Here is a 19,634-nt window from a genome sequence, read left to right as displayed (position 1 = left end):
TCATGCCGGATCACGAGCGCCGAGCCTGGCAGCAACCCATCTCGGGCCGCAGAAGAACTCGCAGGGTAATCTCCTGCGCGGTCCTGCAAGGGAGCCGCTGGGCTCCGGGCCCAGAGCATGGCCCGGTCCCCCTATCGAAAGCTCGGCCTGGGGGCACCGGGCCTGCAGAGTGCGGAGACGTTCAACCTGTGAGGTTCCTCTTGCGACGGTAACGCTCTTATGACCCCGCAGTCAGAACGGCGCGGACTGCCGGACCGGCGGCGTCCGAACCATGGCCGCCGCCCTCTACCATCGCCGCAACGGCGACATCACCGTGGTAGCCGACGAACCAGCTGTCGTTGGCTGAACCCACCTCTGCAGTGCCCGTTTTGGCACCTCCACTTAGACCTGCCATGACTCCGGCAGCGGTGCCACGGACGGCAGTGGTGCGCATCAGGTCCCGCAGCTGCGCGACGACGGCTGGTGAAAGTGAACGAGCGGCCTTTTGCTGGGGGATGTCTGTCCTGATGACGGGCTGTCGGAACTCACCTGAACTCACAGTCGCGGCGACGGAGGCCATAGCGAGTGGATTCATCTGAATGGATCCCTGCCCGATCATGGACGCCGCCTTTTCGATCTCACTTGAAGGAACGGGCACCTTGCCATCGGCGTTGGCCAGTCCCGTGTGCCATTCCAGACCAATCCCGAATACGTCTCGGGCCTCGTCGGTCAGGTCGTTTTTATCGAGGCTGGCACGGAGCCCTATGAAACCGGTGTTACACGAGGCTGAAAAATCATCCCGGAGTGTTGCCGCCAAGTTCGAACTGTTTTCCACGTTGTGGAACTCCTTGCCGTCGACATAGAGGCGGGCAGGGCAAGGGGCTGCAGTGTCTGGTGTGGCGCCGTGTTCCATCAGTGCGGCAGCCGTGATGATTTTCATGGTGGAGCCAGGTGCGGTGAGTCCGCTGAAGGCCGCGTTGAACTGCTTGGTGTTAGCAATCGCAAGGATGTGTCCAGTGCTGGGCTGGATGGCGACCAGAGAGGCGATGCGCTTTCCACCTCTGCCCTGTTTGGCTATGGCCTTTTCGGCCGCTTTCTGGTATGGGCCGTCAATGGTGAGCTTAAGTGGCGCGGCAGGCTTAGATGGAGTGGAGGTGTGTACGATATCCAGCACCTTTCCGCTTGCAATTTCTTTGATCATTACTCCGGTCCCCGGTTTTCCGAGGAAGCGAGGATCTTCAGGATTGGCGATGGCGCCGACGAGTGGCTTGATTGAGGCATATTGTGTGACTCGTGTGCCCGCGCTGTCGGTGATTACGGCAGGGGCTGGTGGGAGTTCTCCCAGGTCCAGTTCCGTCTGCTCCGTCAGCCGGGGATGCAGCACCGAGCTGTCCCAGTGGACCACTGTGCTGCCGTTGGTTGCCTTGATGGCGCGCACCAAGCCTGCGTATGACCAGGTGCCGTGTCCCCGTAGATGGACCGTTGCGTGATAGCCGAAAGGCAGGGACGCGATTGGCGATTTTCCGTGAGGGGTTACGGTGACTTCGGGGGTCATGGTGACGTCGATCTTGGATATCGCAAGTTGGTCCCGATACCGTATCATGGCCCGAAAGGTCGAATCTGGATCGTCGGTTTCCAGGGCCGCCGTTTCAAGGTCGCCATTGCTCCAAGCCGAGAAGAAAGTTGAGGACGCTTGAGCGGCAGCTTCGGATTCAGGAGCCTCTTCTGATATGGCGAGCTTAGAATGCCGATGGTCATTCCACGGATCTTCACCGAGAGCGACGACGATAGTATAGATACCGTATCCCAGCACCCCAACCGTGACGCAGAGCATTGACGCCAAGGCGATTTTGATCTTTTTGTTCATTTCGGTCATCCCCAGTATCCGGGTAGCTTGCTAGGCGTGTACCCGCCCGGCCAGGCCCCACATCCGAAAAGGGCAACGACTTCCGAAAGATTTCTGCCGTTTGGGGCGGGATCTATGGCTGGTTGGCACGACGTTACCATGCCGATATTGTGGGATGTTCCGGTGTCGCCTTACGCAGAAGGGTTTGGCGTATTGGTCCCAGTTCCCGGCGCCACAATTCCACCCTCAAGGTCGGAGGTGGCCTCGACGGGCGCTTGGCCGCCGAGGCCCGCCCGATGTCGAGTAACAGTCAGCAGTCGCGGGACACCTACGACCGGATCTCCATTGTCGTCGACGGCAACCTGACGCGATGCGCGCTTTGAGCGCGGCGCTGTCACTCAGGTGTTGGACGACACCGAACCGCGCGACTCGGACTGGGGGCTGCGGTAGGGCCGCGCTCATGACAAGAGGCTAACTTCCCGCCGTCAGGGACAAGTTGCTACCCCGCATGGCGCATGGCGTCGAGGAGGGCGGTCGGTTGACAGCCTCGCCGCCTGCTAAGGGCTCGTAACACGATCATGTGAATCGTCTCTGGTGGGCGTGTCCGGTGCGACGATTCCGCCGTTCGTGGGGTGTGAGCAGGAAGCCGTGGATCGTGAATGATGAGTTGTGGACGTTGGTTGGGCCGCTGCTGCCGAGGTCGCCGGGGCCGCGCCCGGTGGACGACCGGAAGTGCCTGCAGGGCGTCTTGTTCGTGCTGTACACCGGCATCACGTGGCAGCAACTGCCGATGGAGCTGGGCTTCGGCTCGGGGCAGACCTGCTGGCGGCGCCTGGTCCGGTGGCACGAGGCCGGCGTCTTCCAGGCCCTGCACCGGAGACTGCTGGCCGAGCTGAACGCGGCCGGACAGATCGACTGGTCACGCGCCTGCGTGGACGCTTCCCACGTGAAGGCGAAAAGGGGGGCGAGGCGACTGGCCCGTCACCGGTCGACCGGGGCAAGACCGGCAGCAAACACCACGTGATCTGCGACGGCAAGGGCCCCCGTTCACGGTCATTACCACCGCGGCCATCGTCAACGACGTCACCCAGACCGTCGCCCTGGTCGACGGCATCCCGCTCGTCGCCGGCCGCCCAGACCGCCCCTGCAGACGTCCCGACGCGCTCCTCGGTGACAAGGGCTACGACAGCAACCCCCTCCGTCGGGAACTACGCAACCGCCGGATCATGCCGGTGATCTCCCGCAAGGGCAGTCCGAACATTCAGGGCCTGGGCAAGCTCCGCTATGTCGTTGAGCAGACCTTCGCTCTGCTGCACCAGTTCAAGCGCTTCGCAGTGCGCTGGGGACGATGCCTCGACCTTCACGACGGCCTGGTCTCCCTGGCCTGTGCCCTGATCTGTTGGCGGCGGCTGAGGCATCGATAACTCCCGGGCAACCGTGTGCACGGCAGCACGTGCTAGAGATCAGCGGTGACTTTCTACGAAGAGTTGAGCCCCTACGCTGAGGAGCCGGAGGACACCATCTGGGAGGGCGAGGGCACCCGAGTGGTGAGCTTCACCCCCCGCTACACGCGGATCAACGTCGGTTGGCTCGCGGCAGACCACCCCTTCGCCGTCGGCTCACCCCCTCCCGGCTTCGTGGAACAACTCGACCGCAACCTGCACGGTCAGTACGTCAACCCCGCCCTGGGGACGCACCCGTGCGAACTGTGCGACACCGCAGACGACGCCACGCCTCGTGCGCCCCGCGGCAGCGGCGAGATCCGTGTCCCGGCCTCACCCACCGAGGTTTTCGCCGCCCCCTTCCTCATCAGCCACTACGTGCAGGCACACCGCTACCTCCCGCCGAGACCCTTCATCGACGCGGTGCTGGCCTCCCACGACACCTCGCGCAACGGACCCCCGGCCCCCTGACGACGCCCAGCGACTCGACTTCGAAGCCAGCGACTGAGCAAGATCGTGTTACGAGTTCTAAGGGTGATTCCCTTCGACTGCGTTATCGGTAGTAGTGGGACTGGGGAAAAGCCCCGCTCCACTCGGATACCAGCCGGTGTAGCGGCGGACCCCGTACTGGGCCAGGCGCATTCGTTCTTCGCGGCCTGGAAGCTATTCTCGATAGCCGATCGTCGCCCTGTGACCGTCACGAGTTGGTCGATATCAGTGGCCGCCGTGGCATATAGGCGAGGTAGTAGGCGATCTCACGCCCGCAATCCACCTTACTGCCGCTATGAATGCCGTGGTTGGTGTAAGCGTGAGATGGGCGACTGTGGTGAAACAGTGCAAGGCCCACGCATTCGCAACTCGTTGGGTCAGTTAATCACTGGCGCTCCACTTTTGGTTGCGTGCGCCGGTACAGGTCCATAGCCGAAGCGTTGTGCCGTTACTTCCGCTTGCGTCCGTGGCTTCGACGCACTTGTGAGCTTGAAGGTTGACTAGATCATGGGACGTATTGAGTCGAAAGCTCTGCGAGTCACTGCCATTGCAGTTGAGCAACTGAATGACCGCGCCGTCTTCTGTCGATCCGCCGACGACATCCATGCACTTGCTTGCGGCACGGATGATCCTGTCCTCCGCCAGAATCTCCCAGAGTTGACTTGCGCTGGGTGAGCAGCCTCTGATCTGCAACGGGGCGATTCCCATCGAGCCGCCGTCGATGCACCTGTTGGAGACGTGATTACGTATCGAGACACCTGAACCGGCCTCGGAAGAAGGGGAGGCGGCATCATGGAGACCTGTGTCCGCCTGACCCCCGGAGGTGTCCTTGCTCGCCTCGGAATCCTGAGGAGGAACAGAAACGTCGGTATCGGAGTCGCGTGTAGATGATGGGGACGTCCTCGGCGCTGACTGGCTTGGAGTTCGTCCGGGCGAGGGGCGTTGAATTTTGGAGGCGTTCTTTGTAGAGTGCGTGATGCTCGGGGTGGTGACAGTGAGGGGAGTTGCTGTCGAGCCACTGCCATCGGAGTCTGAGTCCTCGGCGAAGATGGGCAGGGACAGAAGCAGACTGATCGCCAGACCGGCACTGAACAACAGCGCCCATCGAAAGCGACGGGCGTGGACAATTGAACCGGGCGTCTGCTTTCCAGCCGTGTTCGCGTGCTGGTCCATCTCTGGTGTCGGGGTCCCGGCGGAGGCGGCCGTTTCTGGGTACGAAGCGAAAGCGAATCCCGCGGCGAATCCGTCCGCGTAGACCGAGTCGGCCTTCTCCTGTGGCTCGTTGGTATCCATAGTGAGGACGTCAGCCTGTTGCGCGGGCACTGTCGCTGCCTTGTCGGCGGCCCAGTCTGTCGGGGTCGTGCTCTGGGTGGCGCTGGCGTGAGCGATCGCATTCGCTCTCCTTGTGCGCTTGGGCAACTGGGCGCGAGGGGCGCCCGCAGCCCGCACGTCGTCTGCCGCCGTCGGCTTGTCAGGAGAGGCTGCCATTGATTCCTTCCAATACCAGATCTGACAGGGCCGCCGGACAAGGCTTCGATTACGGCACGCCACAGCATGCGGAAGCCACCTGTCCCTTGGCGTCCCACGGTGTGACTCTTCGTCGGCCTCAGCGGCCGTGGCCCATCCAACCAATCCGCATCGCAGACCGCACTCGCTGCCTACGCGGCCTGGTCACACCTCGCAGGATCACTATTCACGTCTACACCGCGCTCACATAGAACGGACGCGCCATGTTGCTCGGCTAGTGTCCTGCGCCGCAGATTCGTCGGCAGAAGCGGGCGAGGGAGTCGAGGATTTCTTCAACAGTTTTGGTCCAGATGAACGGCTTGGGGTCTTGGTTCCAGTTCTTGACCCAGGCTCGGATGTCGGCTTCGAGGGCGCGCACGTTTTTGTGTGCTCCGCGGCGGATCATCTGGTCGGCCAGGAAGCCGAACCACCGCTCGACCTGGTTGATCCAGGAAGAGCTGGTGGGGGTGAAGTGCATGTGAAACCGGGGGTGTCTGGCCAGCCACGCCTTGATCGCGGGGGTCTTGTGGGTGCCGTAGTTGTCGCAGATCAGGTGGACCTCGAGGTGTGCGGGAACCTCCTTCTCGATCTTGATCAGGAACTTCTTGAACTCCGCGGCCCGGTGGCGGCGATGCAGCGAGGTGATGACTTCGCCGGTGGCGACGTCGAAAGCGGCAAACAAGGTGGTCAGACCGTTGCGGATGTAGTCGTGGGTGCGCCGCTCGGGCATGCCCGGCATTATCGGCAGGACCGGCTGGGACCGGTCCAGGGCCTGGATCTGTGACTTCTCGTCCACCGACAGCACCACCGCGCCGTCTGGTGGGTTGAAGTACAGGCCCACGACGTCGTAGACCTTCTCCACGAACAGTGGGTCCGTAGAGAGTTTGAACGTGTCGGTCAGGTGCGGCTTGAGCTGGAACTTCCGCCAGATCCGGCCGACGGTGGACTTCGACAGCCCACTGCGGTCCGCCATCGACGTGCGTGACCAGTGCGTGGCGTTCTTCGGGATCTCCTCCAGCGTGGCCACCACGACCGCCTCGACCTCCTCGACGGTAATCGTGGGCGGACGGCCCGGCCGCGGTTCGTCGACCAGGCCGTCCAACCGGTCAGCGAGGAACCTTCGCCGCCACTTGCGAACCGTGTCCGCGCTCACCCGCAGATCCCGGGCAACCGCAACGATCGCCGGCACCTCCGGCCCAGCACACGCCAGCACAATGCGCGCCCGTAACGCCAGAGCCTGCGCCGAGTTCGCCCTCCGGAGCCACCGATCCAACACCGCACGCTCGTCATCAGCCAACAGCAACGGCTCCAACTTCGGACCCCGCCGCGGCACCGACACACCACCAGAAATACTCATCAAACATCTAACGACGGACTACCGGCGCAGGACACTAGCGGATCCTATGCCGGGGGGCGTGCCGCTCTTGGATGAGGGGGACGGTATGGCTCCGTGTCACCGGCTTGGAAGGCTGAGGACGCGGGTTGCCTCTGCGTTGCCAGACGCCCTAGCGTCCGGCCTTGGCCATGAAGCGCGTCCGTCCGGGAGGAGCCCCGTGAGCAGAGCGACGGCGATCGTCAACGCGAGGGTCTTTGACGGCACCCGGCTGCGGGACTGGACGTCCGTCCGGTTCGCCGACGGCATCATCACCGACGGCGCCACCGTTCCCACCACCCGGGACGGCGACGAGGTGATCGACGCCGAGGGCGGCACCCTGCTCCCCGGGCTGATCGACTCGCACATCCACCTCGTGCCCGGCGCGCTGGCGCAGGGGCTCGTGTTCGGTGTGACCACCGCACTGGACATGTTCAGCCAGGCCGACGTGATGGCCGCGGCCAAGCGGCAGGCCGGCGGGCGGGCGGACGTGGCCGACGTGCGTTCCGCGGGGATCGGTGCCACCGCGCCGGGCGGGCATCCCTCGATGATGTACGACCCGTTCCCGACCGTGAACGGACCGGAGCAGGCCGAGCAGTTCGTCGCGGACCGCGTCGCCGAGGGCTCGGACTATCTGAAGATCTTCGGCCCCTCAGGTGCGAGGGGTCGGTGGGCGACGCCGGGTTTGGACCTGGAAACGATCACCGCGTTGACCGAGGCGGCGCACAGGCGCGGACTCGTGGTGGTCGGGCACATCAACTCCGTGGCCGGGGTGGACGAGGTCCTGTCCGCGGGCGTCGACGTCATCGCGCACGTGCCCGTGGACGGTGAACTGGACAGAGTCCTGGCCGAGCGGATCGCCGAGGCCGGAATCGCGGTCGGCCCGACGCTGGCCACTCTCGAGAACGTCCTGGGTGAGCCGGGCGCGGCCGCCGTGGTCGCGGACCCGCGCCTCGCCGCGAGACTCGGGGACGCGCAGGTACGGCGGCTGGCCTCTGGCGCGTCAGGCCAGGAGGGGCGGAAAATGCCGCCCTACTCGCGCGCCGAGGAGAACGTCGGCCGCCTGGTCGCCGCCGGCGTCACGATCCTGGCCGGCACCGACGCCCCGAACCCGGGGACCGTGTTCGGGGCGAGTCTGCACCGTGAACTCGAACTGCTCCACCGATGCGGCATGACGCCCGCGCAGGCGCTGAGCTCCGCGACCGCCGCTCCGGCGCGCGTGTTCGCCCTCGCCGACCGCGGGCACGTCGCACCCGGTCGGCGCGCGGACCTCGTGCTCGTGTCCGGCGACCCGCTGACCGACATCACCGCGAGCCGAGGCCTCGAACGGATCTGGCGGGCAGGCGTCCTGTGCGACCGACGGCCGTTCGTCGCCAACGCGGCCGAGACGGCGGAACTCGACGCCTTCGACGCCCGGGTCGCGAAGGTCGTGGCGGCCGTCCGCGCACGCCGGTACGGCTTCGGCCCGCCCAAGGCCGGCTGAAAGGTAAAGCCACCTCCGGCGAGACCTGAGCCTCACGTCGGCGGCCGGGTGAGTCTGGCGGCCACGGCGTCGAGGACCCACTCCAGACCCGTCGCGAAGGACGTCTCGGCGTCCACGTCCGTGCCGTCGTGCACGGCCTTGGTCAGCGCCGGGAAGCGACCCGTGGCCAGCATTCTCGTCACGTGCGGGCCGGAGGCGCGCTGCCAGTCGCGCTTGGACAGACCCGTGGCGCGCTCGGCCCGCAGGTTCGCGATCTCGCGCCTGATCGCGCCGGTGGAGTAGGCGCTGACGGTCTCCACGGCGCGCATGACGGTGTCGATGTCGGCGAGGCCGTCGAGGGCGGCCAGCGTGGCCTCGGCCACGGCGAGGCCGTTCGGGCCCAGGGTCGGGCGGCCGCCGAGCAGGTCGGCCAGCCATTCGTGGCGGAGAGCGGCCCGCCTGGTGCGGTGGGCGAGCGTGTGCAGCGCGTCCCGCCAGTCCTCGGGCCGCTCCTCGGGGAGGATCTCGGCCTGGACCTCGTCCACCATGAGGTCGAAGATCTCCTCCTTGGTGGAGATGTATCCGTAGAGCCGCATCGGGCCGGCGTTCAGCCGGGCCGCGACCTTGCGCAACGACACCGCTTCCAGCCCGCCTTCGTCGGCCAGCGCGATGGCGGCGGCGACGATCCGCTCGCGGTCGAGGGGCACGGGGCGAGTCGGCGGCTCCGGCCGGTCCCACACAGTCATGCTCACACCGTACCGTTGCGATACATCGCAGCGAGCCAATACAGTGTATCGACATGAGACATCGCATCGCCGTGGTCGGGAGCGGCCCGGCCGGCCTCACCTTCGCCCGTGTCCTGCATCGCCACGATTACCCCGTCACCGTTCTGGAACGCGATCCCGCCCCCGACGCCCGCCCCCCGGGCGGCACGCTGGACCTGCACAAGGGACTGGGCCAACTCGCCCTGCACAAGGCGGGACTGCTGGCGGAGTTCGAGGCGCTGTCCCGTCCCGAGGGTCAGGCCATGCGGATCCTGGACACGGCCGGGACCGTCCTGCGCGACTGGCGGCCCCGTCCGGACGACCGGGCCAATCCGGAGATCGACCGGGGGCACCTCCGCGACCTGCTGCTCGGCCCCCTCCACGTCCGGTGGGGCCAGGACGTGACACGCGTGGTCCCGGGGAGCAGGGACGGCGCCGTGGTCCACTTCGCGGACGGGCGGCAGGAGACGTTCGACCTCGTGGTCGGCGCGGACGGCGCCTGGTCCCGGATCCGCCGGGCCGTCTCGCCGGTGACGCCGCACTACACCGGCGTCACCGCGGTCGAGACCTTCCTGGACGACGTCGACACCCGCCACACCGATCTCGCCAGGTTGATCGGCGACGGTTCCATGGCTGTGTACGGCGTGAACCGGGCCCTCGTCGCGCAGCGCAACAGCGGTGGCCACGTCAAGGTGTACGCCCAGTTCCGCGCGCCGCTGGACTGGCACACGGACCTGGACCTGACGGACGTCGAGGCCGTGCGATCGGGTCTGCTGGCTCTGTTCGACGGCTGGGCCGCCCCCGTCCTCGACCTCCTGCGTCAGGGCACCGCTTTCGTCCACCGCCCCCTCTACGTCCTGCCCGTGTCCCACACCTGGACCCACGTCTCCGGGGTGACGCTCCTGGGCGACGCCGCCCATCTGATGCCCCCACTGGGCGCGGGCGCGAACCTCGCGATGCTCGAAGGCGCCGAACTCGCCGAGTCCATCGCCACCGGTCCAGTGGATCTCGACGAGGCCGTCAGCGCCTTCGAGGAACGGATGTGGGAGCGGGCCGCCAGGTGGGCGAAGATGACGACAGCCGGCCTGGAACGCCTGGTCAGCCCGGACCCCGCCGAAGCGCTCGCCCTCTTCGACCAGGTACAGCCGTCCTGACCACCGAGCGCCGACACCCGATCCGGTGCGCACGCCCTCCGGTTCGCACCGGAGGACGACGCCTGGTGAGGCGACCCCCGGACAACCACTCCGATCCCGCCGCCCCACGGGCAACCGCCAGTGCACGACGCGGGAGTTCTGGGCGCGGTCGCCGGCCGGGCAGCCCGATCGGGAGCCGGATCCACAGCCGACCGCAAGTCCGTCGGTCCCACGGGCGGCCGCTGCCCCGTGCTCGGCCTGAGCGACCAACAGCAGGGTGAGCGCGGAGGACGGGGAGGGCGGGGAGGGCGGGAAGGCCGCATGCGGATGCTGACGCAGGATAGGAGCCGCCTCGTCCGGCGAGGGATGCCCTGTCGGCTCCATCGACGCATCCACGATCCGCATCGCCACGGACCGGGGCGGACACCGAAGCACGCGGGCCTGTCGTACAACTCGGTGAGCCGGCCGGTCAGATGCACAGCCACGTGCGTCATGGGCCCCCTGAGCACCACGAGGCTTTCGCCGCTTCCAGGCCCTTCGCGCCACGGCGGCGCTCCGCCCTCGGGCTCCGCGATTCCGCTGAGCGCCGGCGCGGACACCGTCGTGGCTCCTCTCGGCCGCGCCACGCACGGGGCGCGGCCGGGAGGAGCCCATGCCGAGCGGGTGGTGGGTCACCAGCTGGACTTGCGCACTCCGGGCAGGAAGCCGGCGTGGGCCTGGGCCCGGACGCTGACGCGGGAAAGACCGAAGGTGCGCAGGTAGCCGCGGGGCCGGCCGTCGGTGGAGTCGCGGTTGCGAAGGCGCGTGGGGCTGGCGTCGCGGGGCTGGCGGCGAAGCTCGCGCTGGGCCGCGGCCCGATCGTCGGGTGAGGTACGGGGGTTGCGGATGATCTCCTTCAGTTCGGCGCGGCGGGCGGCGTAGCGGGCGACGACGGCACGCCGCTGGTCATTCTTGGCGATCTTGCTGCTCTTGGCCATCAGACCGTCTCCCCGCGCGCACGGATACGGGCGACGGCGGCTTCGATACCGATGACGTCGACGGTCTTGACGCCCTTCGCGCTGAGGGTGAGGCGGACGTGACGGCCCTCGCTGGGCAGCCAGTACCGCTTGCGCTGGATGTTCGGATCGAAGCGGCGGCGGGTGCGGCGGTGGGAGTGGGAGATGGCGTTGCCGAAACCGGGTTTGCGGCCGGTGAGTTGGCAGTGGGCGGACATGACTCTCCAGGGTCGAGGGGGTGGAACGGGAACCACCTTATCGAAAACGAAAACCATTTCTGTATAGTCTGCGGCATGGCACGCAACGAACTGCGGCCGGTGGTCAAGCTCCGTTCGACCGCCGGGACCGGCTACACCTACGTCACCCGCAAGAACCGCAGGAACGACCCCGACCGGCTCGTCCTGCGCAAGTACGACCCCGTCGCGGGTCGCCACGTCGAGTTCCGAGAGGAGCGCTGACCTCCCGTGAAGCCCGGCATCCACCCCGTGTACCGGCACGTCGTCTTCCGTGATCGCGCTGCCGGATTCGCCTTCCTGACCCGCTCGACAGCCACCGGTGACCGGACCGTCGAATGGGAGGACGGCCGCACCTACCCGGTGATCGATGTGGAGGTCTCCTCCGCGAGTCACCCCTTCTACACCGGTACCGCTCGCGTCCTGGACACCGCGGGCCGCGTGCAGCGGTTCGAACGACGCTACGGAAAGGGACAACCGTGAACCCCCGCCGGCCTCGGCTGCCCGTCGTGCTGGTCGCCGGGCTGCACGAGCAGGCCCGCAAGGCGGTGGTGGACGAACTGCTCGACTCCCCGGGCGTGGTGGCACTGCACCACGACCTGAGTTCCGCCGAGGGCGGCACGGTCCTGGCGAGCACCCGCGACCGGGCCGGCACGGTGGAGACCCACGAGACACCGCTGGTGAACGACTGCGCGTGCTGTGCCCTGCGCGAGGATCTCGTCCCGCGACTGCTCCGCCTCGCCGATGGCGGTGAGTACCGGATGGCGGTCGTCGAACTCTGGGATTCCGTCGAACCGCAGGCGATGGCCGAGGTCATCGCGGGAACGCAGCTCGGGGAACGTCACTCGGCGGAAGTCCTCGACCTGCGGGGAGTCGTCACCGCGATCGACCCCCAGCTGGTGCTGCCCTACCTCAGCTGCGGCGACGACCTGTCCGAGCAGCAACTGGCCGCGGCACCGACCGACCGGCGGACGATCGCGGACACCTTCGCCCGCCAGCTGGAATACGCTCCCGTGCTCGCCCTCGCCCCTGGCGACGAGGACGCCGACCCCGTGGACCTGGCGCTGCTCGCACAACTTCACCCCACCGCGCACAAGGTGGCGTACGGCTCCGGTCTGCTGCTGTCCTTCGCCACTTCCGGATTCGACGTATGCGCGGCCGCCGAACGTCAGCACCCGGCGTGCGCGCTGCTGCCCCAGGAAGCAGACGAACACGGCGTCGCCACACTGGTCTGGCATCGCACCCGGCCCTTCCATCCGGCCCGGCTGTACGCCGCGCTGGAGGACCTGACCTGCGCGGCCGCCCGCAGCCGGGGACGCTTCTGGCTGGCCGACCGCCCCGACACCCTGCTGTCGTGGGAGGCGGCGGGCGGTGCGCTGTGCGTGGAGGAGGCCGGGCCCTGGCTCGCCGCCCTGCCGGACGCCGCCTGGGACATGGTGCCGGCCACCCGCCGGGTGGCCGCCGCCCTGGACTGGCACCCCGAACACGGCGACCGGGCCCAGCACATCAAGTTCACCGCCCCCGGCCTGGACCGGGACGGGCTGCTGGAACTCCTGGAGTCCTGCCTCCTCACCGACGCCGAGTACACGGCGGGACCCGACGCCTGGCGACGCCTCCCGCATGCCTTCGACGATCTCTTCGCCCCTACCGCCTGAACCGCACAGGAGCCCTGCCCATGCCGTCCCGCCGCGACCCTCACAAGAAGCCCGCGAACCGCCCCAACCCGCTGGACACCGCGGGAATCACCTACATCGACTACAAGGACACCACTCTGCTGCGGAAGTTCATCTCCGACCGCGGCAAGATCCGCAGCCGCCGCGTCACCCGCGTCACGGCCCAGCAGCAGCGTGCCCTGGCCCGCGCCGTCAAGAACGCCCGCGAGATGGCACTGCTGCCCTACCGAACACGCTGACGCCGGCCGCTTGATACGCCGACCCTCCCCAAAAACCGGGTCCGCCGCGCCCACGGCCCACCTGAGCGGTCCGTGGGTGCGGCGGCCGCGATCGGCGCCGCTGCACGCCCTTCGGACGATGAACCGTCGTCACGACCGCAGGTCGAGATTTCCCACGGCCCGCTTGGGCGCCCGGTCGGCATCCGCCACGCCGTGCCGCGGCCACGCCGTGCCGCGGCCACGCCGCCTGCCGCGACGGCGCCCGGGTCCCGGGGCGGCAACGCCGCGGGCGACACCGCCCTGCGTGATTGCCGCGGCCAAGGCTCAGTGCCTCGTCCTGGCGCCGGCGGCGCCACCCGGAGCGGAGGGGAATCAAACGCGGCCTCCGGACGCTGGCCACTGGGTGAAGAAGATCGGATTCCTCTCCTTCGGTCACTGGTCGGCCAGCGAGCATTCCCAGGCCCGGTCGGCCGCGGATGTCCTGCACCAGTCGATCGACCTCGCGGTCGCCGCCGAGGAGCTCGGCGTGGACGGTGCGTACTTCCGGGTGCACCACTTCGCCCGGCAGGCGGCCAGCCCGTTCCCGCTGCTGGCGGCGATCGGCGCGCGGACCTCGAAGATCGAGATCGGCACCGGCGTGATCGACATGCGCTACGAGAACCCGCTGTACATGGCCGAGGACGCGGGCGCCGCCGACCTCATTTCGTCCGGTCGGCTGCAACTGGGGATCAGCCGCGGCTCACCGGAGCAGGTGATCGAGGGGTGGCGCCTGTTCGGCTACAACCCCGCGCCGGGCGAGTCGGACGCCGACATGGCCCGCCGCCACACCGAGGCGTTCCTCACGGTCCTCGGCGGCGAGGGTTTCGCCACGCCCAACCCGCGGCCGATGTTCCCCAATCCCCCGGGCCTGCTGCGGATCGAACCGCACTCCAAGGGGCTGCGCGACAGGATCTGGTGGGGCTCCGCGTCCAACGCGACCGCCGTCTGGGCCGCCGAGCTGGGGATGAACCTGCAGAGCTCGACGCTGAAGAACGACGAGACGGGCGAACCGCTGCACGTCCAGCAGCGCAAGCAGATCGAGGCCTACCGCGACGCGTACAAGAAGGCGGGCCACACCCGTGAGCCTCGGGTGTCGGTCAGCCGCAGTATCTTCGCCCTGACCAACGACCTCGACCGGGCCTACTTCGGTCGCGACCGCGGCTCCCGGGACCAGGTCGGCATGATCGACGACACGACCCGGGCCGTCTTCGGGCGCTCCTACGCCGCGGAACCGGAGGAACTGGTGAAGCTGCTGCGGGACGACGAGGCGATCCAGGCCGCGGACACCCTGCTGCTGACCATCCCGAACCAGCTCGGCGTCGACTACAACGCGCATGTGCTGGAGAGCATCCTCACCCACGTGGCACCCGAACTCGGCTGGCGCTGAACCCCGGTCAACGGACGGGCGGCCCGGATCGACGGGCCGCCCGTCCGGGCGGCACAGCCGGCGGCCGGCGCTCGCGAAGCTGCCTCACCGGCGCCGCGATCCCTGGCATCGGAGTCCGCTCTGCGGCGCGCGGCCTGGTCGGCCGCCGGCGAACGTCGCTGCCGGGCCCGTCTGTGAGCCGTTGCCGAGGTCATCCAGAACCGTCGCTCACCGCCGTGCCCCGGCTGCCCACACCCCGGGCGTCCGCGTATGCGGCGGTCGGCGCCGCCCGCGCGGCGGGCCCCTGTCCGGACGGTGGTGGAGCCAACGATGACCGCGCCGGCTCCTCGGAAGGTGGCGCCCATCAGCCTCGGTCAGTCGGGACAGAAGCGCACGACCATCGGGCGATACTTGTCACGTCAATGATACGCTTGACACTCGTCAAGCACCTCCGTCATTGCTTGCACCCCGCGTGCGGCTCGGACGAAAGCGGCACAAGCCGGAAACCGCCCTGCCGCGAACGTCGTCGCGCCGCCCCACCACCTTCTTCCTATGACTGGGACCCCTCGTGTACATAGCCGCCGTCATCCTCAGCGTTCTGCTCGCCCTCGTCTTCCTCGCCGCCGGCGCACCCAAGATGCAACTCAAGGGCGCCGTGCCGGACGGCCTCATCGAGAAAGGGCTCAGCTCCGGTCTGGTCCGATTCGTCGGCGTCGCGGAGGCGGCCGCGGCAGTCGGACTGATCGTCGGCATCTGGTGGCAGCCGCTGGGCATCGCGGCCGCGGCCGGCATGGTGGTGGTGCTCATCGGCGCGATCAACTTCCACGCCAAGAGGGGCGAGTACGGCGACAGCGCGACGCGCAATGCCGCCATCACGCCCATCGTGCTGCTGCTCGTGGCCGTGGCCACCGCCGTCACGCTGGCCGTGTCACTGTAGGGGCGCGCCGCTTCGCCGGAACCGCCCCCACTACCGGCGAAACCCCCACCACACTCCGGTCCAATGGCTCCGTCACGACTCCTCGTCGCGGCGGAGCCATCCGGCGCATCTAGGCGTCCACGGTCTCGCCGGGCGAAGGCGGGAGCAGGCCCCGGAGGACGAGACCGGAGAGCGCGTCGGCCATGTCGTTCCTGTCGCGTTCCGTCACCAACGCGGCGGCGGGGTTCAGCCGCTCGGCGATCGGGTCCTGCGCCAGGGCCAATGCGGGAGCGGTGACGGCGAAGTACAGGATGTGCGCCGGCGTACGCGGAATGCGGCCGGCCGCCATGAGCCTGTCGACCGTCGGTTCGATGCTGTCCCAGAAGGGCTTGATGAATCGCTGGTGGAGGTAGTCCAGGCGGTCGGAGTCGCGGGTGGACTCGTCGCTGAGCAGCCGGTTCATGCCCGAGGCGTTCGCGGCCACGCGGTAGAGCGCGACGACGACATTCCTCAGGCGTTCGCCGTCGTCGCGGCTCTCCGCGAGCAACCGGTCCAGCGCGGGCTGGGTGTCCCGTAGCCCGAAATCCACCACGGCGCACCAGAAGTTCCACTTCGAACCGTAGCGTTCGTTGATGAAGTTGTGACTGACCTCGAGCCGCCGGGCCAGCTCCCGCATGGTGGTCGCGGCGTATCCGAGTTCGGCGAAAGCGGCCAGGCCCCGCCGGAGGATCTCGCTCTCGTCCATGCGGACCGGGGCGTACTTCCCGCGCGCCGCCTCCTTCACGTCCCGTGCTGGTGTTCCGTCCGTCACTACGACATCTCTCCGTTCGGTGCCCCGCGGCCTGATCTTGATCGCGCTCCCTGTCGAGCGCCGAATGCCCGTTTCCCCAGGTACCGCTGCGCTGCCGGACCTGGGCACGAGGCGTTTCGAGACCCAAGCCTTTCACGCCGTGTACAGCCCGAGGGTGGGGCGAACCCCGGGGCCGACGAGGAAGGGCTGACGCGCTTGACGAGCGTCAAGCTGTGACACATGATTGACGTGTCAAGCACATCGGCGCCATGAGGCGCCGACGACTACGTCTTCCAGGAGTGCCCCGTGTTCTTCAGTAAGACCCGTGAGGCCGTGTCCCCGCCTGCCGCCTCCTCCCAGTCCGGACGACGCAGGAAGGTGATCGGCACCGCGGTCGGCGTCGCCGCCGCCCTGACCGCCGTGGCCGTCCCCGCCGCGGCTCAGAGCCAGGGGTCGCACACCGTCCCCGCCGGCCACTCCCGCCACCACTACCTGTCGCCGCTGCAGGTCACCTCGGCGTACTACGCCAGTTACAACGGCGACCTGGCCGCCGGCTTCGACCGCTACATCTCCAAGGACCTGGTGCTCCACGGGTTCAACGGCCCGGAGAACCGCGAGGACTGGATCAACGGCGACCTCAACATCAAGGCGGGGCTGACCGGCTTCAAGATGACCGTCCTGGACCAGATCGTCGAGGGCGACAAGGTCGTCACCCGCTGGAGCTTCGCGGGGCGCCACACCGGAACGGTCTTCGGCATCCCGGCTTCCGGCCGCGACGTCCAGCTCAGCGGCATCTCCATCGACCGCGTGATACACGGCCAGTCCGTCGAGCACTGGTCGGAGGGGAACTTCGGCGTGTTCCTGGACGAGCTCCGCGGCGAGACGCCCCCCGGCACGGTTCACCCCAGCACCAAGTAGGCCTGCGCCAACCCTCACTCGGCTCCGCCGGGGCCGGATGACCAACCCACCCCGGGCGTGCCGTGCACAACGGTGCGCCCGGGGAGCGGGCACGAGCACGAGGCACGAGGCGCAAGGCCCTTCGCACCATCGATTCGGCAGGAGAACGTTCCATGGCAACCCTTCTTGACGGCAAGGTCGTGCTGATCACCGGCACCGGCGTAGGCATGGGTCGCGTCGCGGCGCAGGTGTTCGCCAGAGAAGGAGCGAAGGTCGTCGGATGCGACATCCGGGCCGACGCCAACGAGGAGACCGTCGGCCTCGTCCGCCGAGCGGGCGGTGAGATGACGGGCATCGCTCCGATCGACCTCACGGATCCGGACCAGGTGCGGCACCTGGTCGAGGACGCCGCGGCCGCCTACGGCGGACTCGACGTCGTGTACAACAACGCGGCCTCCCTGCGCTTCGGCGCCATGCCCGACTTCCCCGTGGAGGACTGGCGGGCGACCATCACCGGCGAGCTCGACATCCCGTTCTACGTCTCGAAGTTCGCCTGGCCCCACCTGGTGAGCCGCGGTGGCGGCGTCATCGTCAACGTCGCGTCGATGGCCGGCATGATCGCCGGTCACAACCCCCCGATGGTCGGGCACACCGCGGCGAACGCCGGAGTCATCGGCATGACGCGGCAGATGGCTCTCGAAGGCGCCGCCCACGGGATCCGCGCCGTGGCGATCAGCCCCGGCCCCGTCCTGACCCCTGCCAGCGACCGCGACCTCGGCGACAACCAGGCGATGCGGGACGCCATCACCAGCAAGACGCTGCTGAAGCGCTTCGCCCAGCCCGAGGAGATCGTGGAACTCGCCGCCTTCCTCGCGTCCGACCGCGCCTCGTACATCACCGGCGCCAACTACGCCGTCGACGGCGGCGCCAGCGCCTGGTGACACGGCGCGCGGTGGCCCGGTCCCGCCCTGTCTCCCCGGGGTGGGACCGGGCCACTCCCTTCCCGCGCCATGAGCCCTTGACAGGGTCGCCGGGCTGGTCATGACCAAGGCCCGGGACGGCGTTCCGCACGGCACCCGCGGTGGCGGCACAGTCTCCGGTGTCCCTCCCCTGGGGTTCCGATGCGACTGTCGACGGGTGCCACCCGCCGGCGGCGCACAGCAGACAAGATCACCCTTGGGGATGAACGGGACACCCTTCAGCGGCCCCCGACATCGCGTCAGGGGGAACCGCCCGCGCGGCGGCTCCTGGCGACATGCCGCCCGGGGCCTTCCTCTGACGGTGGCCCATCCGGGCGTTCTTTGACCATGGCACATTCCCTGGAAGGGGTCGGACCGGTTCCGCGGGCTAGCGTGACCTCACACCGCCCTGGCAGAGCACGATCCGCGAAACGGCCGTGTCGCTCCGGCGGTCCCTCCGTGAGCAAGCAGAGGAGTCGCCCGACATGTCGAACCACTTCACCGGCCTCAGTCTCGGACCGCCGCTCGGCGACCAGCGCCTCGACCTCTGCGACCTCTACGCCTTCGCAGCCCCCGGCGATCCGAGCAGGACCGTTCTCATCCTCAACGCCAATCCCAACGCCGATGCCCTCCACCCCGACGCCGTGTACCGACTCAACATCGACAACGACGGCGACTACCTGACCGACATCGCCTTCAGCTGGGTCTTCAGCCCGCCGGGAGCCGACGGCTCGCAGACCTACAGCGTCTTCATGGCAACCGGCACGGCGTCCCGCGCACCCGAGGCGGTCGGCACCAAGATCGTCTCGGACGCGGCTGTGTCCTTCGGCCCGCAGGCCAACGTCGTCAGCAGCGGCGACTACAAGGTGGCCGCCGGCAGCCGAAGCGATGCCTTCTTCTTCGACTTCGACGGCATCAAGAACCTGTTCGACACCAGCGGCAAACGGAATTTCACCGCACCGCATCTGAGCGGGAAGTCGCCGTGGACCGGCGTCGATTCCAACACCACGGCCAATGTCTTCTCCATGGCCGTCGAACTGCCGACCGCGGAGCTGGCCCCCCAGCCCGAGCTCCACATCTGGGGCCGGTGCAGCGTTCTGCGCGACGGCGAACTCGTCCACGCGGACCGGGCCGGGCACCCGTCGGTGAGCAGCTTCTTCAACACCGACGACACAAAGGAGGAGTACAACGCCAGCGAGCCGGTGAACGACCGGGCGAGGTGGACGGACCAGTTCGTGCACCTGCTGGGCCACACCGGCGGCTACACGCGCGAAGAGGCGATCACCGCGCTCGACGAGCACGGCCTCCTTCCGGACGTGCTGAGCTTCGACCCCTCCAAGCCGGCCGCGTACCCCAATGGCCGGACATTCACCGAAGACGTCATCGACATCCGCGTCGCGTTCCTCACCAAGAACGAGGCGCCCCCGACCGGTCTGACCCCGCACACCGACACCCTGGACCGGTTCCCGTACCTCGGCGATCCGCATCCGGCAGCCGCCTCCTGAAGCCCGTTCCGGCGGCACTCCCGGAAGCTCCGGGCCACTGCGCCCGGCAG

At 68.1% G+C, this 19,634-nt stretch carries 19 protein-coding genes and 1 pseudogene; 13 read left to right on the top strand and 7 right to left on the bottom strand.

Annotated elements, in window-relative coordinates; genetic code table 11:
- Positions 1-217 precede the first annotated feature (217 nt).
- Entirely contained in the window at positions 218-1,855 is a 1,638-nt protein-coding gene (locus ACIP98_RS32975) for a penicillin-binding transpeptidase domain-containing protein (RefSeq protein ID WP_401979429.1), read from the bottom strand.
- A 604-nt stretch (positions 1,856-2,459) separates the two neighbouring features.
- Between ACIP98_RS32975 and ACIP98_RS32970 the strand changes: the two are divergent.
- Together ACIP98_RS32970 and ACIP98_RS32965 are read left to right on the top strand one after the other, a co-directional pair.
- Positions 2,460-3,249 (top strand): annotated as a pseudogene (locus tag ACIP98_RS32970) (IS5 family transposase).
- Positions 3,250-3,294: 45 nt separating this feature from the next.
- Positions 3,295-3,738: a hypothetical protein gene (locus tag ACIP98_RS32965; protein ID WP_401979427.1), complete on the top strand. Its 444-nt coding sequence runs from the start codon at positions 3,295-3,297 to the stop codon at positions 3,736-3,738.
- A gap of 399 nt (positions 3,739-4,137) precedes the next feature.
- Here the strand turns inward: ACIP98_RS32965 and ACIP98_RS32960 are convergent, their stop codons facing one another.
- Positions 4,138-5,049 (bottom strand): ricin-type beta-trefoil lectin domain protein, encoded by a 912-nt coding sequence (locus tag ACIP98_RS32960; RefSeq protein ID WP_401979426.1) that lies wholly within the window; start codon positions 5,047-5,049, stop codon positions 4,138-4,140.
- Positions 5,050-5,497: 448 nt separating this feature from the next.
- On the bottom strand, positions 5,498-6,619 hold the full coding sequence (locus ACIP98_RS32955) for an IS630 family transposase (RefSeq protein ID WP_401979424.1): 1,122 nt from the start codon (positions 6,617-6,619) through the stop codon (positions 5,498-5,500).
- A 196-nt stretch (positions 6,620-6,815) separates the two neighbouring features.
- Here ACIP98_RS32955 and ACIP98_RS32950 point away from each other — a divergent pair, with 196 nt between their 5' ends.
- On the top strand, positions 6,816-8,117 hold the full coding sequence (locus ACIP98_RS32950) for an amidohydrolase family protein (protein WP_319664029.1): 1,302 nt from the start codon (positions 6,816-6,818) through the stop codon (positions 8,115-8,117).
- 32 nt (positions 8,118-8,149) lie between these two features.
- Here ACIP98_RS32950 and ACIP98_RS32945 read toward each other — a convergent pair whose 3' ends face one another.
- Entirely contained in the window at positions 8,150-8,842 is a 693-nt protein-coding gene (locus ACIP98_RS32945) for a TetR/AcrR family transcriptional regulator C-terminal domain-containing protein (RefSeq protein WP_319664030.1), read from the bottom strand.
- A 53-nt stretch (positions 8,843-8,895) separates the two neighbouring features.
- Between ACIP98_RS32945 and ACIP98_RS32940 the strand changes: the two genes are divergently transcribed.
- Positions 8,896-10,014: an NAD(P)/FAD-dependent oxidoreductase gene (locus tag ACIP98_RS32940; RefSeq protein WP_319664031.1), complete on the top strand. Its 1,119-nt coding sequence runs from the start codon at positions 8,896-8,898 to the stop codon at positions 10,012-10,014.
- A gap of 650 nt (positions 10,015-10,664) precedes the next feature.
- On the opposite strand, the gene rpsN is transcribed toward ACIP98_RS32940, so the two are convergent.
- Together rpsN and rpmB are read right to left on the bottom strand one after the other, a co-directional pair.
- Positions 10,665-10,970, bottom strand: coding sequence for a 30S ribosomal protein S14 (gene rpsN, locus ACIP98_RS32935; RefSeq protein ID WP_319664033.1), 306 nt, complete (start codon positions 10,968-10,970; stop codon positions 10,665-10,667).
- Positions 10,970-11,206: a 50S ribosomal protein L28 gene (gene rpmB, locus ACIP98_RS32930; protein ID WP_319664034.1), complete on the bottom strand. Its 237-nt coding sequence runs from the start codon at positions 11,204-11,206 to the stop codon at positions 10,970-10,972. Before rpmB ends, rpsN begins: the two co-directional genes overlap by 1 nt.
- 75 nt (positions 11,207-11,281) lie before the next feature.
- Between rpmB and rpmG the strand changes: the two genes are divergently transcribed.
- From rpmG to ACIP98_RS32900, 6 genes are all read left to right on the top strand, one after another.
- Complete coding sequence (rpmG, locus tag ACIP98_RS32925; RefSeq protein WP_319664035.1) at positions 11,282-11,446, top strand: 50S ribosomal protein L33; 165 nt, start codon at positions 11,282-11,284, stop codon at positions 11,444-11,446.
- A gap of 6 nt (positions 11,447-11,452) precedes the next feature.
- Positions 11,453-11,704, top strand: coding sequence for a type B 50S ribosomal protein L31 (locus ACIP98_RS32920; protein WP_319664037.1), 252 nt, complete (start codon positions 11,453-11,455; stop codon positions 11,702-11,704).
- The gene (locus ACIP98_RS32915) at positions 11,701-12,876 is read left to right on the top strand and encodes a GTP-binding protein (RefSeq protein WP_401979422.1); all 1,176 of its coding nucleotides are present in this window, start codon (positions 11,701-11,703) and stop codon (positions 12,874-12,876) included. The genes ACIP98_RS32920 and ACIP98_RS32915 overlap by 4 nt, the downstream gene beginning before the upstream one ends.
- Before the next feature lie 20 nt (positions 12,877-12,896).
- Positions 12,897-13,133, top strand: a complete 237-nt coding sequence (rpsR, locus tag ACIP98_RS32910) for a 30S ribosomal protein S18 (protein ID WP_401979420.1) — start codon at positions 12,897-12,899, stop codon at positions 13,131-13,133.
- A gap of 382 nt (positions 13,134-13,515) precedes the next feature.
- Entirely contained in the window at positions 13,516-14,538 is a 1,023-nt protein-coding gene (locus ACIP98_RS32905) for an LLM class flavin-dependent oxidoreductase (RefSeq protein WP_401979418.1), read from the top strand.
- A gap of 547 nt (positions 14,539-15,085) precedes the next feature.
- On the top strand, positions 15,086-15,454 hold the full coding sequence (locus ACIP98_RS32900) for a DoxX family protein (protein ID WP_401979417.1): 369 nt from the start codon (positions 15,086-15,088) through the stop codon (positions 15,452-15,454).
- A 109-nt stretch (positions 15,455-15,563) separates the two neighbouring features.
- Here ACIP98_RS32900 and ACIP98_RS32895 read toward each other — a convergent pair whose 3' ends face one another.
- Positions 15,564-16,244: a TetR/AcrR family transcriptional regulator gene (locus ACIP98_RS32895; RefSeq protein WP_401979416.1), complete on the bottom strand. Its 681-nt coding sequence runs from the start codon at positions 16,242-16,244 to the stop codon at positions 15,564-15,566.
- Between the two features lie 285 nt (positions 16,245-16,529).
- Here ACIP98_RS32895 and ACIP98_RS32890 point away from each other — a divergent pair, with 285 nt between their 5' ends.
- From ACIP98_RS32890 to ACIP98_RS32880, 3 genes are all read left to right on the top strand, one after another.
- Entirely contained in the window at positions 16,530-17,141 is a 612-nt protein-coding gene (locus ACIP98_RS32890) for an ester cyclase (protein ID WP_319664045.1), read from the top strand.
- Between the two features lie 152 nt (positions 17,142-17,293).
- Positions 17,294-18,061: an SDR family NAD(P)-dependent oxidoreductase gene (locus ACIP98_RS32885; RefSeq protein WP_319664046.1), complete on the top strand. Its 768-nt coding sequence runs from the start codon at positions 17,294-17,296 to the stop codon at positions 18,059-18,061.
- 503 nt (positions 18,062-18,564) lie between these two features.
- Positions 18,565-19,584 (top strand): DUF4331 family protein, encoded by a 1,020-nt coding sequence (locus tag ACIP98_RS32880; RefSeq protein WP_401979415.1) that lies wholly within the window; start codon positions 18,565-18,567, stop codon positions 19,582-19,584.
- Positions 19,585-19,634: the final 50 nt, after the last annotated feature.

This window comes from Streptomyces sp. NPDC088354 (assembly GCF_044753585.1).
Classification (GTDB): Bacteria; Actinomycetota; Actinomycetes; order Streptomycetales; family Streptomycetaceae; genus Actinacidiphila.
Note: the sequence above shows the minus strand (reverse complement) of the source record. Positions and strands in the feature narration are given on the sequence as shown.

Coding starts and splice junctions, on each gene's coding strand:
- ACIP98_RS32975 (WP_401979429.1), bottom strand. CDS start 1,855: ATGACCGAAATGAACAAAAAGATCAAAATCGCCTTGGCGTCAATGCTC.
- ACIP98_RS32960 (WP_401979426.1), bottom strand. CDS start 5,049: ATGGATACCAACGAGCCACAGGAGAAGGCCGACTCGGTCTACGCGGAC.
- ACIP98_RS32955 (WP_401979424.1), bottom strand. CDS start 6,619: ATGAGTATTTCTGGTGGTGTGTCGGTGCCGCGGCGGGGTCCGAAGTTG.
- ACIP98_RS32945 (WP_319664030.1), bottom strand. CDS start 8,842: ATGACTGTGTGGGACCGGCCGGAGCCGCCGACTCGCCCCGTGCCCCTC.
- ACIP98_RS32940 (WP_319664031.1), top strand. CDS start 8,896: ATGAGACATCGCATCGCCGTGGTCGGGAGCGGCCCGGCCGGCCTCACC.
- rpsN (WP_319664033.1), bottom strand. CDS start 10,970: ATGGCCAAGAGCAGCAAGATCGCCAAGAATGACCAGCGGCGTGCCGTC.
- rpmB (WP_319664034.1), bottom strand. CDS start 11,206: ATGTCCGCCCACTGCCAACTCACCGGCCGCAAACCCGGTTTCGGCAAC.
- rpmG (WP_319664035.1), top strand. CDS start 11,282: ATGGCACGCAACGAACTGCGGCCGGTGGTCAAGCTCCGTTCGACCGCC.
- rpsR (WP_401979420.1), top strand. CDS start 12,897: ATGCCGTCCCGCCGCGACCCTCACAAGAAGCCCGCGAACCGCCCCAAC.
- ACIP98_RS32885 (WP_319664046.1), top strand. CDS start 17,294: ATGGCAACCCTTCTTGACGGCAAGGTCGTGCTGATCACCGGCACCGGC.
- ACIP98_RS32880 (WP_401979415.1), top strand. CDS start 18,565: ATGTCGAACCACTTCACCGGCCTCAGTCTCGGACCGCCGCTCGGCGAC.